17 protein-coding genes and 1 pseudogene are annotated in these 14,454 nt (G+C 56.5%); 7 read left to right on the forward strand and 11 right to left on the reverse strand.

What is annotated here, in order from left to right:
- Positions 1 to 30 precede the first annotated feature (30 nt).
- Positions 31 to 930: a tyrosine recombinase XerC gene (gene xerC / locus RTW82_RS02460; protein ID WP_021218960.1), complete on the forward strand. Its 900-nt coding sequence runs from the start codon at positions 31 to 33 to the stop codon at positions 928 to 930.
- Positions 927 to 1,631, forward strand: a complete 705-nt coding sequence (locus tag RTW82_RS02465) for an HAD family hydrolase (protein WP_021218959.1) — start codon at positions 927 to 929, stop codon at positions 1,629 to 1,631. The genes xerC and RTW82_RS02465 overlap by 4 nt, the downstream gene beginning before the upstream one ends.
- A gap of 59 nt (positions 1,632 to 1,690) precedes the next feature.
- Here RTW82_RS02465 and sutA read toward each other — a convergent pair whose 3' ends face one another.
- The 4 genes from sutA to glnK all read right to left on the reverse strand — a co-directional run bounded on the left by sutA (position 1,691) and on the right by glnK (position 4,422).
- Complete coding sequence (gene sutA / locus RTW82_RS02470; RefSeq protein ID WP_021218958.1) at positions 1,691 to 2,020, reverse strand: transcriptional regulator SutA; 330 nt, start codon at positions 2,018 to 2,020, stop codon at positions 1,691 to 1,693.
- Between the two features lie 77 nt (positions 2,021 to 2,097).
- Complete coding sequence (locus RTW82_RS02475) at positions 2,098 to 2,523, reverse strand: secondary thiamine-phosphate synthase enzyme YjbQ (protein WP_316924146.1); 426 nt, start codon at positions 2,521 to 2,523, stop codon at positions 2,098 to 2,100.
- A gap of 206 nt (positions 2,524 to 2,729) precedes the next feature.
- Entirely contained in the window at positions 2,730 to 4,049 is a 1,320-nt protein-coding gene (locus RTW82_RS02480) for an ammonium transporter (RefSeq protein WP_316924147.1), read from the reverse strand.
- A 34-nt stretch (positions 4,050 to 4,083) separates the two neighbouring features.
- Positions 4,084 to 4,422, reverse strand: a complete 339-nt coding sequence (gene glnK / locus RTW82_RS02485; RefSeq protein WP_003457590.1) for a P-II family nitrogen regulator — start codon at positions 4,420 to 4,422, stop codon at positions 4,084 to 4,086.
- Positions 4,423 to 4,832: 410 nt separating this feature from the next.
- On the opposite strand from glnK, the gene RTW82_RS02490 reads away from it, so the two are divergent.
- The 3 genes and pseudogenes from RTW82_RS02490 to RTW82_RS02500 all read left to right on the forward strand — a co-directional run bounded on the left by RTW82_RS02490 (position 4,833) and on the right by RTW82_RS02500 (position 6,955).
- Complete coding sequence (locus RTW82_RS02490) at positions 4,833 to 5,096, forward strand: accessory factor UbiK family protein (RefSeq protein WP_316924148.1); 264 nt, start codon at positions 4,833 to 4,835, stop codon at positions 5,094 to 5,096.
- Positions 5,097 to 5,130: 34 nt separating this feature from the next.
- Positions 5,131 to 5,778 (forward strand): annotated as a pseudogene (locus RTW82_RS02495) (magnesium chelatase domain-containing protein); the annotation flags it as partial.
- 466 nt (positions 5,779 to 6,244) lie between these two features.
- Positions 6,245 to 6,955 (forward strand): hypothetical protein, encoded by a 711-nt coding sequence (locus tag RTW82_RS02500; RefSeq protein ID WP_316924149.1) that lies wholly within the window; start codon positions 6,245 to 6,247, stop codon positions 6,953 to 6,955.
- A gap of 157 nt (positions 6,956 to 7,112) precedes the next feature.
- On the opposite strand, the gene RTW82_RS02505 is transcribed toward RTW82_RS02500, so the two are convergent.
- From RTW82_RS02505 to RTW82_RS02525, 5 genes are all read right to left on the reverse strand, one after another.
- Entirely contained in the window at positions 7,113 to 7,724 is a 612-nt protein-coding gene (locus tag RTW82_RS02505) for a hypothetical protein (RefSeq protein WP_316924150.1), read from the reverse strand.
- The gene (locus RTW82_RS02510) at positions 7,724 to 7,897 is read right to left on the reverse strand and encodes a hypothetical protein (RefSeq protein WP_316924151.1); all 174 of its coding nucleotides are present in this window, start codon (positions 7,895 to 7,897) and stop codon (positions 7,724 to 7,726) included. Before RTW82_RS02510 ends, RTW82_RS02505 begins: the two co-directional genes overlap by 1 nt.
- Positions 7,898 to 8,076: 179 nt before the next feature.
- Positions 8,077 to 9,255, reverse strand: coding sequence for a hypothetical protein (locus RTW82_RS02515; protein ID WP_316924152.1), 1,179 nt, complete (start codon positions 9,253 to 9,255; stop codon positions 8,077 to 8,079).
- A 352-nt stretch (positions 9,256 to 9,607) separates the two neighbouring features.
- A complete protein-coding gene (locus RTW82_RS02520; RefSeq protein WP_316924153.1) occupies positions 9,608 to 10,114 on the reverse strand; it encodes a hypothetical protein in 507 nt (168 codons plus the stop codon).
- Positions 10,111 to 10,440, reverse strand: a complete 330-nt coding sequence (locus RTW82_RS02525) for a hypothetical protein (protein ID WP_316924154.1) — start codon at positions 10,438 to 10,440, stop codon at positions 10,111 to 10,113. The genes RTW82_RS02520 and RTW82_RS02525 overlap by 4 nt, the downstream gene beginning before the upstream one ends.
- 250 nt (positions 10,441 to 10,690) lie before the next feature.
- Here RTW82_RS02525 and RTW82_RS02530 point away from each other — a divergent pair, with 250 nt between their 5' ends.
- A complete protein-coding gene (locus RTW82_RS02530; RefSeq protein ID WP_316924342.1) occupies positions 10,691 to 10,894 on the forward strand; it encodes a helix-turn-helix transcriptional regulator in 204 nt (67 codons plus the stop codon).
- Between the two features lie 8 nt (positions 10,895 to 10,902).
- Here RTW82_RS02530 and RTW82_RS02535 read toward each other — a convergent pair whose 3' ends face one another.
- On the reverse strand, positions 10,903 to 11,586 hold the full coding sequence (locus tag RTW82_RS02535) for a phosphoribosyltransferase (RefSeq protein ID WP_316924155.1): 684 nt from the start codon (positions 11,584 to 11,586) through the stop codon (positions 10,903 to 10,905).
- The gene (locus RTW82_RS02540) at positions 11,531 to 12,448 is read right to left on the reverse strand and encodes a DNA-processing protein DprA (RefSeq protein ID WP_316924156.1); all 918 of its coding nucleotides are present in this window, start codon (positions 12,446 to 12,448) and stop codon (positions 11,531 to 11,533) included. Before RTW82_RS02540 ends, RTW82_RS02535 begins: the two co-directional genes overlap by 56 nt.
- Before the next feature lie 326 nt (positions 12,449 to 12,774).
- On the opposite strand from RTW82_RS02540, the gene RTW82_RS02545 reads away from it, so the two are divergent.
- A complete protein-coding gene (locus RTW82_RS02545) occupies positions 12,775 to 14,454 on the forward strand; it encodes a Mu transposase C-terminal domain-containing protein (RefSeq protein ID WP_003830788.1) in 1,680 nt (559 codons plus the stop codon).

Below are 14,454 nucleotides of genomic sequence, written 5' to 3' on the forward strand. Positions count from 1 at the left end.
CGGGCGACGCACAGCGGCAGGAGTAGACGGATGAACGCCGATCTGGACCGCTACATCGAACACCTGCGCAGCGAACGCCAGGTCTCGCCCCACACCCTCGACGGCTACCGCCGTGACCTGGGCAAGGTCGTCGCCCTGTGCGAGACCTTCGCCATCGCCGACTGGCCCGCCCTCGACCCACGCACGCTGCGCAGCATGGTCGCCCGCCTGCACCAGCAGGGGCAGTCGAGCCGCAGCCTGGCGCGCCTGCTCTCGGCGGTACGCGGGCTCTACCGCTACCTGGTGCGTGAAGGCGTCTGCCGCCACGACCCGGCCAGCGGCCTTAGCGCCCCCAAGGGCGAGCGCCGCCTGCCCAAGACCCTGGATGCCGACCGCGCCCAGCAGCTGCTGGACGGCGCCGTGGAAGATGACTTCATCGCCCGCCGCGACCAGGCCATCCTCGAACTCTTCTATTCCTCCGGGCTGCGCCTGTCGGAGCTGGTGGGGCTGAACCTCGACGGCCTGGACCTCAATGACGGCAGCGTGCGCGTGCACGGCAAGGGCAACAAGGTGCGCGAACTGCCGGTGGGCCGCATGGCCCGGCAGGCACTGGAGCAATGGCTGCCACTGCGCGCCCTGGCCAACCCGCAGGACGGCGCCGTGTTCGTCGGCCGCACCGGTCGCCGCCTGGGGCCTCGCGCCATCCAGCTGCGGGTGCGGGCCGCCGGGGTCCGCGAACTGGGCCAGCACCTGCACCCGCACATGCTGCGCCACTCCTTCGCCAGCCACATGCTGGAGTCCTCCCAGGACCTGCGCGCGGTGCAGGAGCTGCTCGGCCACGCCGACATCTCCACCACGCAGATCTACACCCACCTGGATTTCCAGCACCTGGCAGCGGTCTACGACAAGGCCCACCCACGGGCCAAGCGCAACAAGGCGAACGACGAATGAGCATCCAGCTGATCACCTTCGACCTCGACGACACCCTCTGGGACGTCGCCACCGTGATGCACGGCGCCGAAGCGGCCCTGCGTGAATGGCTGGCACAGCAGGCGCCGAAGCTCGGCCCGGTGCCCATCGAGCACCTGTGGGCTATCCGCGCGCGCCTGCTGGCGGCCGAGCCGGCACTCAAGCACCGCCTCAGTGAGCTGCGCCAGCGCATCCTCTTCCATGCCCTGGAAGAGGCCGGCTACCCCCGGGACGAAGCGGGCACCCTGGCCACCCGGGGCTTCGACGTCTTCCTCGACGCACGTCACCGCATCGATCTGTTCCCCGAGGTGCACCCGACCCTGGAGATACTCGCCAATCGCTATCGCCTGGCGGTGATCACCAACGGCAACGCCGACGTGCGCCGCCTGGGCCTGGCCGACTACTTCCAGTTCGCCCTGTGCGCCGAGGAGCTGGGCATCGGCAAACCCGACCCGCACCCGTTCGAGGAAGCACTGAAACGCGCAGGCGTCGCAGCCGCGCAGGCGGTGCACATTGGCGACCACCCCAGCGACGACATCCACGGCGCCCGTAACGCCGGCATGCGCGCCATCTGGTTCAACCCCCAGGGCAAGGCCTGGGATGGCGAAAGCGCGCCGGATGCGGAGATCCGCAACCTGGCCGAGCTGCCGGCACTGCTCGGCCGCTGGAACAACCCGGGCTGAGCGTTCGCCAGCCATGAAAAAGCCCGCTGATAGCGGGCTTTTTCATGTGACGGCAAGCCTTAGATGGGGCGGCTGCCGTACTTGCTGTCCGGCTTCTTGGGCGGGTCGGCAACCACATTGGGCTCGACTTCCTGCACCTTGCCACCGCGCGCCAGGAAATCTTCCATGGCCCGCGCGAGCGCATCGCGCTCCTTCTGCTTGGCTTCGATGCTGGGCAGTTCTTCGACTTCTACCGCCGCCTTCTTGCCCTTGCTCTTGCCGCCGGACGCTGGGGATTCGCTGTCGCTGTCGCTATCGCCGTCATCGCTGTCTTCGGCCGCCGCAAGCTCCTCGCCCTCATCCTCGTCGGATGCCTCGAGCTCGTCTTGTTCCAGATCTTCGTCGCTCATGTTCTACCTCTTGTCTTGCCAAAGCAGGTTAGTTATAGCCCAGCCGCGCCAGCGTGCTAACGCCACTGGAAAAAAAATCAGATCGCCTCGCCGTTCAGCGTGGCGACGACCCGGCGCACGCCGCCATGATCGCGGTGTTCGCCCAGGTAGATCCCCTGCCAGGTTCCCAGCGCGAGCCGCCCTTCCTGTATCGGCAGCATCAGCTGGCAGCCCAGCAGGCTCGACTTGAAATGCGCCGGAAGGTCATCCGGGCCTTCATAGTCATGTTCGTAGCCACCCTCGCCCTGGGGCACGAGGCGATTGAAGAATCGCTCGAAATCGCGCCTCACCGAGGGGTCGGCATTTTCATTGACGGTCAGTGATGCCGATGTGTGCTGCAACCACAGGTGCAACAGACCGACGCGACACTGTCGCAGTTCCGGCAAATTCGCCAGCAGCTCATCGGTCACCAGATGAAAGCCGCGTGGCCGTGCGCGCAGGCTGATCAGGGTCTGCTGCCACATGCACGTCTCCCGCTTCGAACTCGTCGGCGCGCATTCTAGCGCGGCTCCAGAAAAAGCAAAGGGCGCCTTACGGGCGCCCTTTGCGGCTCGTGTTGCATCTTCTGCAGACGCCTTGCGGCGACAGCGACCTCGAGCGAGCCAGAGCCCCAGGTACGACGGCCCATGGCCGCCTCGACAGGGCCCGGCGCGGAGCCGGGCCATGGCGCTTACAGGTTGTAGCCGCGCTCGTTGTGCTGAGCCAGGTCGAGGCCTACGGTCTCTTCCTCTTCGCTGACGCGCAGGCCCATCACCAGGTCCAGTACCTTGAGGATCACGAAGGTGACGATGGCGGTGTAGACCACGGTGAAGGCGACGCCCTTGAACTGGATGAACACCTGGCTGGCGATGTCTTCGACGGCGCCGAAGCCACCCAGGGCCGGTGCCGCGAACACGCCGGTCAGCAGGGCACCGATGATGCCGCCGATGCCGTGCACGCCGAAGGCGTCCAGGGAGTCGTCGTAGCCCAGCTTGCGCTTCAGGCTGGTGGCGCTGAAGAAGCACAGGACGCCAGCGGCCAGGCCGATGATCAGGGCGCCCATCGGGCCGACGGTGCCGGCAGCCGGGGTGATGGCGACCAGGCCGGCGACCACGCCGGAAGCGATGCCCAGGGCGCTCGGCTTACCGTGGGTCAGCCACTCGGCGAACATCCAGCCCAGGGCAGCAGCAGCGGTGGCGATCTGGGTGACCAGCATGGCCATGCCGGCGGTGCCGTTGGCGGCGACGGCGGAACCGGCGTTGAAGCCGAACCAGCCGATCCACAGCATGGCGGCGCCGATCAGGGTGTAGCCCAGGTTGTGCGGGGCCATCGGAGTGGTCGGGTAGCCTTTGCGCTTGCCCAGCACCAGGCAGGCCACCAGGCCGGCGACACCGGCGTTGATGTGCACCACGGTGCCACCTGCGAAGTCCAGTACGCCCCAGTCCCACATCAGGCCACCGTTGCCGCTCCACACCATGTGGGCGATCGGCGCATAGACCAGGGTGAACCAGACGCCCATGAAGATCAGCATCGCGGAGAACTTCATGCGCTCGGCGAAGGCACCGACGATCAGGGCCGGGGTGATGATGGCGAAGGTCATCTGGAAGGTGATGAACACGCTTTCAGGGAAGGCGGAGGTCAGGCTGTCGACGGTCAGGCCGGACAGGAAGGCCTTGCCGAAGCCACCGACGAAGGAGTTGAAGTTGACGACGCCCTGTTCCATCCCGGTGGTGTCGAAGGCCAGGCTATAGCCGAAGACGACCCAGAGGATGCTGATCAGGCCGGTGATGGCGAAGCACTGCATCATCACCGAGAGGATGTTCTTGGAACGCACCATGCCGCCGTAGAACAGCGCCAGGCCGGGGATGGTCATGAACAGCACCAGCGCGGTAGCGGTCAGCATCCACGCGGTATCACCGCTGTTCAGCACGACCTCGTCAGCGGCCATGGCGAGGCCGGGGGTAACGAGGGACAAAAGGGCTCCTAGCCCTGCGGCTTTACGCAGAGTCATGTTGTTTTCTCCTGGGGCGTTGGGGTTCGGAGGCTTAGATCGCGTCTGTGCCGGTTTCGCCGGTACGGATGCGGATGGCCTGTTCCAGATTGACGACGAAGATCTTGCCGTCACCGATCTTGCCGGTGTTGGCTGCCTTGGTGATGGCCTCGATCACGCGATCCAGTTGATCGTCGGCGATGGCGACATCGATCTTCACCTTGGGCAGGAAATCGACCACGTATTCCGCGCCACGGTACAGCTCGGTATGACCCTTCTGCCGACCGAAGCCTTTGACTTCAGTAACGGTGATGCCCTGCACGCCGATCTCGGACAGCGACTCGCGCACGTCATCGAGTTTGAACGGCTTGATGATGGCAGTGACTAGCTTCATGAAACTCTCTCCCGTATTTGGTGGACTTGCCCCAGGAAAAACGAACCCGGCTCAAGTCTAAGCGCAGTGTCTGGCTTTGTAACGCGTCGAACCGCCCTGGCTCGGCCACTTCGAACGCAGACCAACCGCTTCCGGCGAAACACTCCCCCGCCTCGCCCGACACACCGGTACTGCATCGGTGCATGCGTCGTATGGCCTAAAGCAGAAAGCTTGCCAGCTCCACCAAAAGCGCAGTTTTTCAAGCAGATACTGGCCGTATGCCCCCTCAGCGCCGGAAGATGCCCCGGCATCGCGCACCAAGATGGCGCACCTGACGAATGACCATTGCTCAAAAATTGTGCGCCGCCCATCGGGATCGGCCATTCACCCCGCGTGGTAGACTGCCCGCCGCCTGACTATGGAAGCCCATCATGCTGCCACCCAAAGCCCTGCTAGACGCCCTCGGTGCCCACGCCTCCCGCTTGTTCAGCGGTGATACCCCGCTGCCCCGCGCCGAATTCGAAACCCAGTTCAAAGCCCTGCTGCAGACCGCCTTCAGCAAGCTCGACCTGGTAAGCCGCGAGGAATTCGACAGCCAGATGGCCGTCCTCGCCCGTACCCGCGCCCGCCTCGAGGCCCTGGAAGCCAAGGTCGCCGAGCTGGAAGCCACGCCCACCCCTCCGCCGAACGAGTGACCCGGCGGGCGGGTGACGCGATCAAGGAGCGATCATGTCCCTGGCCCTCGTTCACAGCCGCGCCCAGCTAGGCGTCGAAGCGCCTGCCGTAACCGTGGAAGCGCACCTCACCAACGGCCTGCCGTCCCTGGCCCTGGTCGGCCTGCCGGAAGCGGCGGTCAAGGAAAGCAAGGACCGCGTGCGCAGCGCCATCCTCACCAGCGGCTTCGAGTTCCCGCTGCGGCGCATCACCCTGAACCTGGCGCCGGCCGACCTGCCCAAGGACGGCGGGCGTTTCGACCTGGCCGTGGCCCTCGGCATCCTCGCCGCCAGCGGCCAGGTGCCGGTCGCCAGCCTGGCCGAGGTGGAATGCCTCGGTGAGCTGGCCCTCTCCGGCGCGCTGCGCCCGGTGCAGGGCGTCCTCCCCGCTGCCCTTGCCGCCCGCGCGGCAGGACGCACCCTGGTGGTGCCGAAGGACAATGCCGAAGAAGCCAGCCTCGCCAGCGGCCTGCGGGTAATCGCCGTCGGCCACCTGCTGGAACTGGCCGCGCACCTCACCGGGCAAACACCCCTCGAACCCTATGCCTCCGCCGGCCTGCCGAACCGCGCCGACGCCTACCCGGACCTGGCCGAAGTGCAGGGCCAGGTGGCCGCCAAGCGCGCCTTGCTGGTGGCCGCCGCCGGTGCCCACAATCTGCTCCTGTTGTAAACAAATACACCGCCGCTTTTAGCCTCAATCCAAAACTTCATCCGTCTAACGGCAAAACCACGGACTAGAGCCAGTTAGTTTGATTAAAACCAACATGGGGCTGCGTAAATTTACGATTTTGCTCACCTTCCTTGCGCTGCTCAGAATCTCATTCATGGCTGGATGTTTAACACGCACCTTAAAGGTGCCATTATTAATCAGCCCTCACATTTTCGATTTTATATAAATCGCATAAATACCCGCCCCGGTAAGCAATAGAGTTTTCTACCCGACTTGCACAGCGCCTTTAAGCCCCTAAAGCCTTTGTATTCGCGGCATGCACCTAGATTCTCGTCAGGGATATTTATTTCTCTGGTATGAAACATTTACTCTGGTATGAACCATTTAACCGACCAATAGAACGTTAGAAAAAATAGCCGAAGCTGGAGGGTTAAAATACAATCAAAAAAGGAAATTCGCTGTGCCAAAAGAAATAGCAGAACCAAAATTCATGGGCTTGCAGATTAAATGCGACGCAAAGCATCCAACTATAATCCCAATAGTCGAATCCCTGTATTCAATGTCCTTTCATTCAGCAAAGGAGTTTGCCCGCCCTTTAGGCTTACATTGCCGTTTCAGGCTGGTAGAAGGAAAACAACTTAACTTGATCAGCAGCAGATTTGTTGACTTCTTCAAAGAAAAATTCGATTACATGCCGCTACGAGTAACAAGCTGCGAAATAGATAAGAGCGGAGTGCATTATCACATGGCAGTTGTTATCGACGGCAAAAAGAACACAAAATATGCCTTGAGTAGATTTTTTTCGTCCATGAAAGAAAAGAATTTGGTAGCTGACTACAAGGTAATAGCTCCAACTGAAGAAAAATATGGATATGACCTGTCTGATGAAGAACAAGCCAAGAAATATTTTAAATGGATGACCTACATCGCCAAGACCGCAACGAAGCCCAATGGCAGGCAATCTCACAGCACAGACAAGAAAACTCAGATGGATGTTCAAAGATGGAGAATCAAAGGTAGGCCTCAGCTAGTCAGCCAAGATGATTCAACACAGAAAAAAACACTTAATGAGGCTATTGACCTTACTAATTTCTTTGAATTGGACTATTTCATCAATCCAATATCTCAGAACCAGACTGGCACCCCCACGCCAAGCCCTCCAGGCTTTTGATACAGCGCGCTCTGACGTCAACCCACCCCTGCCTATAGGGATGGCATGAAGACGCCCACAAAACGCGTTACAGGCCCATATGGGAACCAAAAAACCCCGCTTGCGCGGGGTTTAATGATTAACACCTAACCAAGGTGAGAGCCAAAGCATCTATTGGCTACAATTCACGATCTTTCGGGTCATGATGAAGCGGAATATTGTAATGCTTCACTGAATAACGGCGACCGCTCCTGACATGCTCATGCACAGTATGAAAATCCAGCTCATCTTCTTCATACTGTATTTCAACATCCGGATAGAAGTCGGTTAAAACCGAGCGCCATTCCTTGGTCACACCAAGTGCCTTTTTGTTGAAGTTATAAATCAGGAATGCGCCATCATCTTCATTTTTCATACCCGTCGAATAACGAGACGTTAATTGTTCCCAGCCCCGCTGAAGATGTAGATATCCAGTATGAATTTTGGCCTCTGCGAGCCATAGATAATCGTCATACTCTATACATATATCCACATGCCCCCCGATTTGAGGATCATGCAACGCCCGGAAACCAAGAGTATTGAACTGTGATATCACATGAAATGTAATTTGATCTTCACTTTGCTTTTGAAAGAAATGACAACTCCTAACCATATCACGAAAAATATTAGTCAATTCCCCGTGTATGAACTGAGTGAAATCAGCATAGCAACTAATTGAATCACGAATAAGAGCTCGCAACATTGGTCGCAGCTCCTTAGCTTGTCTAACTTCGCGCAAGGTAATAGACATCAAATTACCTCGAACTCAACAAATATATGTTCATCCGCGTCATCAACTATTTCAGATGAGTTGGCCGGATGATAGAAAACCCCGCCCCGCAAATATTCATGCACAAGACGCTCATCAATAATCGTTGGGCCGTAGCTTTCATCTGAGAACACATATACTTTCTTGAGGAGCATGCACTCTTTTCGGCACAAATATTCAATGTTCAGAGCCAATTGTTCCCGAGTGTAGTCAGGAAAAGCCTTTGCAAAAGACGCAAACGTGAGTATATGCCCCTTCCTCTCGCGCAAGTATGCCCGAGAAGCTTCATACAAGCTTCTAGAGGCATCATCTTTTATTTCAAGAGACATATAAATCACACTGCATAATTAGCGAGCCTAGAGAAGGCGAAATCAAAAGATTTACGCTCTTTGCACCCGGATATTATAGCATACTCAACTTCAGCCGTAGAAAGTGACTTATAGTTACCGGGAATTGACAATATCGGCTGATCATTACTGCCCACTATTTGCCAACATACGCTAAGCCTATACATATCCACATCTGACTTGTTAACCGCGCCCATTCCAGCAGCATGCCACGGCTCAGAACGCAAATCTGAAGTAGTGCGCTTCATTTTCTCTGTCTTTACCGAGCCACTAACAGTGAGAGAGAAGCCTAACTCACAAACGCTTCCCTCAAGTGAGTCGTAGATTTTCTTAATACAGCCAAACAAATTTAGAGGCGACGGAAGAACAAAGTTTGTCACTTTGCTTGCAATACACGCGTTAACAAAGTCAATGTAGGCCTTTGCTCTATTAGCTATCTCCAACTGCGTGCAGGGCGCATTACCTGGACGACTGATATCTAAGTGAAGCTCAATTGAGTCAGCACCTTTGTTAAATCGAACAACATCCACATGCTCGTGTAGCGCGGTTTTAACACCGATAATTTTGTAATATCCACTTAGACGGTCTACCGCTTTGACTTCTGAAGGAGTCATGTGGATTTCATCACGAACCTGATATTCCTTTACGTACGAAAATACCACATCCACCTTGTCATTCTTGATCGTAACCGTTCTATTGTCACCATCACCATCACCAGAGCCAACCACAACCTTATCATCTACTGAACCAGACTCGATCTTTCTTAAACAGAAGGCATTACTGAAGACAGCCAATTCATCTTTTGCCAACATAGCGGGGAATTGGTGTGGATAATCACTACGCGCCAACTTAGTCAGATTCTTAACAAAGTGTTTCTCTGCATCATCAACTGTGCAATGAAAATTCTTCGAAAGCTTAAAAATATAGATCGCCTTGGGAGAATGGAGAACAAAATCTTCAACCCAACCACACAAATTATTAAAAGATGCTTCCTGAGCAGGCGACAACTTACCATCAAGCAGATCAACCAAGAGCTCTTTAGTTTTTGCCCAAGCATTGGAAGAGGGAAGGTTCAACTCTCGCAGCTTTGCAGCAAAATCTCCTAACGGGATTTTTTTATCTATATTCTCAATAATTGCCTTTACAGCCTTTACATCAAGCCCCATCAAAACACCCCTAATCCATAGGTAGCAGAAGCCCTAGCGCCTCCCTACGTATCGGTTTTTATCACACCTAGGGAAGCTACGTGAAGCAGCCTGGATAGCGCCCCGTCTCCGAATGCTCTCAATAGCATGGCCGAGGGCTGATTCGAGGTTGATGAAGCTCGCCCTCTCCACCGAGCGACCAACGAACAGCTATATCCGCCAGACTGAACGGCTACCTCACCCTCAGGAGATAAAGACCAGACGTCCTGTTTACGTATACCAAAAAAATCGATTACACAATGCCGCGAGCCGTTTAAAGCCAATAAAAAGCCCCGCATCAGCGGGGCTTTCTTTAGCTCGAAAAGAAATTAATCTATTCAACCACCTTTGGAGGAAAAGCCAAACAATCACTTAAATAGTGGCGCCCGAAAGAGGTTACAAATTTCTGGCACTGAAGATAGAACTGCTCACCGCCGTCAAGTTTCGCTGCAAACTCCATTGTGGATTCCAACCCCTCAATTTGCCATGCGCCCTTTTCATCTTGCTTCCAAATCGAAGGCTGTGACGGGAAAAGTACAACCGTCATCTCCTCTCCATTTCCAGCATCAACAATCAGATCAGCATCCGATTGATTAGCTACCACGATCCGTTTAACAGTGCCTATGTAAACTGCCGGCTTCCCATACTTCAAGCCCGCCTTCGCTGGGTTACGCTTGATGGCAGGAAGAATTTCGCGAACGTCTATCGGACTGACAAACATTCCTGCGATGTAGTCGGGCACCATATCCATTCGCTGAGATAAAGTTTCCCAGCTACTAGCAGCAATCGCCGACCAAGAAAACGCAAGAACACCAACAAAAATTACTGCAATATTTTTCATGCAGCTTCCTTCATCGATTCACCGCAGAAACGGCATTTCTTGGCTTCCTTCATGATGGATTCCGCACAGGAAGGGCACTTGATAAGGTTGGCGACGGCGAATTTTTTCTTCATTCGCGAATGAAGCATCAGCATGTCAATCAACATGATGGCATTCATCATCAGCCACACCAGCAGTGCATTTCTAGCTGGATTTGACGCGGCAATCGCAATGACCAGCGCGCCACCTGCAAGACCCACAATCCATTTACCGTAGTAAATATATCCAAGCCCCGGAAGAAGAATGTTTAACCCAATGGCAAGAGGTAAATTTTTAGCTTTTTGCATTTCATTTCCTTTTTAGCGCGAAATTGTCTATTGCAGGAAGCCCGCCTATCAAATCGCTTAGCGACCAGCCCGCATCACGCCGGCACAAGCCTCCACAGACCCAATGAAAGGTTCCAAGGGCGTCCATTTCATGATGCCAAAATTCCCAGCTTTTTCACAATATACTGTGAAGACCGCGAAACGCCAGTAGCCGACAGTCCCCCGAACACAGGGGGGACGTTTCTTGGATATTGGTTTGGCTTTCGGAAGGGTGTTGCGCCAAAAACGCAAAGAAGCTGGGCTGACTCAGGAGCAGCTAGCGCATGAGGCTGACATCCAGAGGAACTACGTTAGCCTGATCGAGCGGGGTATCAACCAGCCAACGATCACAATAGTGTTTAGGCTGGCTAGCGCGCTGAAATGCTCCCCAACAGAGCTGATCACCCGTGTCGAACATGCGCTTTCAAGAGAATGAGAAGACTCTCAATCTAGGAAGTCGGCCAGGTTCGCAAACGGATTAGGTACCACCCTACGCGCAATAAAGAAGCCCACAACACGAGTCCCCGGGTACTGCGCCAAGATGGCATTCTTTGCCGCCACAAAATGCGCACCTGTGGTCAGCACATCATCAACAAGAACCACCATACCCCTCGGTTCTGGTGGAGCGAGCGTGTACATTGCTTCTAGCTGTGCAGGTCGAAGCCGCTCACCGTCAGCTTGTAGATGACATGCATCATAACCCTGCCCCTGAATTATCAGCTCACGGACATCAGCGTTAGTACCCTGGCACGCATCAGCAATGATCCGAGTCATCCGATCATCATACTCAGGATGGTCGCGCATTTTAGATGGTGGAATGGGGCTAAATGTAGCCTGATTAAATACCCAATTTGATTGATTAAATGCCGCACGAAGCATCGCCGCCGATTGAGCAATAGCTTGTAGCTTGTACCTGTAGTGTCCTTCGTTTCGCCTCAGAACAGACTTCTTCAAGTTGAAGATGAGTTGATTGCCCTGGCTATGCGTGGCACCTTGGCGCGGCGTGTAATCGTGAAAATATAGGCACTCATCCCCATCGCGCAGATGGAAATGATCGCTTCTGTTGCTAAGGTCAATCAGTCTTGGTGGTGTCGGCATGAAGGTTAGAGACAATGTCATCAAGGTCACGAACCCGGATTGCGCCTTTCTCCGCAAACCTATGAGGCCATGAAAGCTTGGGGTTGTGGAAATTACTATCCAGAATGAACAACTTTCGCCCCTGCTTCAGAGCCGCCCTAGCCTGGATGAGAGTTCCGGATGTTTCACCCGCCTCGACAATTATAGTGGCCTGGGTTAATGCGGACATCGTGATGTTTCGCTCGGGAAAAAACATCCTATTGATTGTTGGAGGACGCTTTGCGTAGATCAGAACCGGAACTTGGCTAACCAGCAAAAAGTCTTTAGCAATGCGCCGCTGCAACTCAGCGTTTTCTTTAGGGTAAACCTGATCCAATGGCGTTCCGATAACTGCAATCGTTTTGCCCCCCGACCGAATGGCCGTCTCATGAGCAACGGTGTCAACGCCTTTTGCCAGCCCCGAAACAATCGTAAACCCCTCCCGCACGAGCAAACTGGCCAGCTTTGCCGTTCTGCGAACCCCTTCATCGCTCGGGTTACGTGTACCGACGATTGCCACTCGCTTAGGGGTGTATACCAAATCCCAGTCCCCTTGGTAGTAGAGGAACTGCAAAGGATTGTCGGCATCTTGCAGTGCATCCGGGTAGTCAACAAGGCCGCGCATCTGCACGTTAAATGAGCTAACCCCCTGCTTTTGGAAGCGGGCCAAAACCTGCATAGCGCACTCATGGGCAGCATCCGCATCAACGAGCTGAGACGGCCAACGCCCCGGCTGACTCCCGAACAGCTCAGCCAGCCACTTGAAAGACGCTTTGCGATCACCGTCCCCCTGCTGCCATAGCCATTCGTATGCCCCCATCTCCATCATGGGAGATACAGCACCGAATTCCGACGCAGTGAAGAGATCAGTCATGTCAAGAATCACCACCAATGAAACTGTGGATACATACAGTATAAGAAGCTACCGCATTTGGACAGAGAGCGTAAAGTGAATCCTCCCCCCCAGACAAGCGAACCATGGCGATTAGACGCCCAGCCTCACCTGCGAAGCTCTTCGCCAGTGTTCCTTAGAGTACACGCAAATGAATACATTAGGTGTCATTTTCAGAAGACGACTGCACCAATTGACGGGGCGTAACGCCAGGTGTGCAGTCGGCTCCTGACCACGCAATATCAGAAGTCATCTGCACCAATCTCGACTATGCTCAATACTCGTGTGCACCAAAGCGAGGTGTGAGCATGGCGTCAGACACATTACCAATTGCCGAGCAGGGCGTGGCCACCCTGCCCGATGCGGCATGGGCACAGGCCCGGCACCGGACCGAAATCATCGGGCCGCTGGCAGCGCTTGAAGTGGTTGGGCATGAAGCCGCCGATGCCGCTGCTCAAGCGCTGGGCCTATCCAGGCGGCAGGTGTATGTCCTGATCCGGCGTGCCCGGCAAGGTGCTGGGTTTGTGACGGACCTGGTTCCCGGCCAGTCCGGCGGCGGAAAAGGCAAGGGACGCTTGCCGGAATCAGTTGAGCGCATCATCCGCGAGTTGCTGCAAAAGCGCTTCCTGACCAAGCAGAAGCGTAGCCTGGCGGCGTTCCACCGCGAGGTCGCGCAGGCTTGCAAAGCGCAAAAGCTACGGGTGCCGGCGCGCAACACTTTGGCCCTGCGGATCGCCGGCCTCGACCCGCTCAAGGCCACTCGCCGCCGGGAAGGTCAGGATGCGTCCCGCAGCCTGCAAGGTGTCGGTGGTGAGCCTCCCGCCGTGACCGCGCCACTGGAACAAGTGCAGATTGATCACACGGTCATCGACCTGATCGTGGTGGACGAGCGCGACCGGCAACCGATTGGCCGTCCGTATCTGACCATCGCCATCGACGTGTTTACCCGCTGCGTGCTCGGCATGGTCGTCACGCTGGAAGCGCCGTCATCTGTTTCGGTCGGCCTGTGCCTTGTGCATGTCGCCTGCGACAAGCGTCCCTGGCTGGAGGGTCTGAATATAGAAATGGATTGGCCGATGAGCGGCAAGCCCAGGCTGCTCTACTTGGACAACGCGGCCGAGTTCAAGAGCGAGGCGCTGCGCCGTGGCTGCGAGCAGCACGGCATCCGGTTGGACTATCGTCCGCCAGGGCAGCCGCACTACGGCGGCATCGTGGAACGGATCATCGGTACGGCGATGCAGATGATCCACGATGAATTGCCAGGGACGACCTTCTCCAACCCTGACCAGCGCGGGGACTACGATTCCGAAAACAAGGCCGCCCTGACATTGCGTGAGCTGGAGCGCTGGCTCACGTTGGCGGTGGGCACCTATCACGGCTCTGTGCACAACGGCCTGCTTCAGCCGCCGGCGGCGCGCTGGTCAGAAGCCGTGGCGCGTGTCGGTGTACCGGCTGTCGTCACCCGCGCCTTGGCTTTTTTGGTCGATTTCCTGCCCATCATTCGCCGTACTCTGACTCGCACCGGCTTTGTCATCGACCACATTCACTACTACGCCGATGCGCTCAAACCGTGGATCGCACGACGCGACCGCTTGCCCGCTTTCCTGATCCGGCGCGACCCGCGTGACATCAGCCGTATCTGGGTGCTGGAACCGGAGGGGCAGCATTACCTGGAAATCCCCTACCGTACCTTGTCGCACCCGGCTGTCACCCTCTGGGAACAACGGCAGGCGCTGACGAAATTGCGGCAGCAGGGACGCGAACAGGTGGATGAGTCGGCGCTGTTCCGCATGATCGGGCAGATGCGCGAGATCGTGACCACCGCACAGAAGGCCACGCGCAAGGCGCGGCGCGACGCGGATCGACGCCAGCACCTCAAGGCATCGCCTCCGCCGGACAAGCCGATTCCGCCGAAAACGGACGTTGCTGATCCGCAGGCAGACAACCTGCCTCCGGCCAAACCGTTCGACCAGATCGAGGAGTGGTAG

This window comes from Pseudomonas sp. zfem005 (assembly GCF_032621735.1).
GTDB lineage: Bacteria > Pseudomonadota > Gammaproteobacteria > Pseudomonadales > Pseudomonadaceae > Metapseudomonas > Metapseudomonas solani.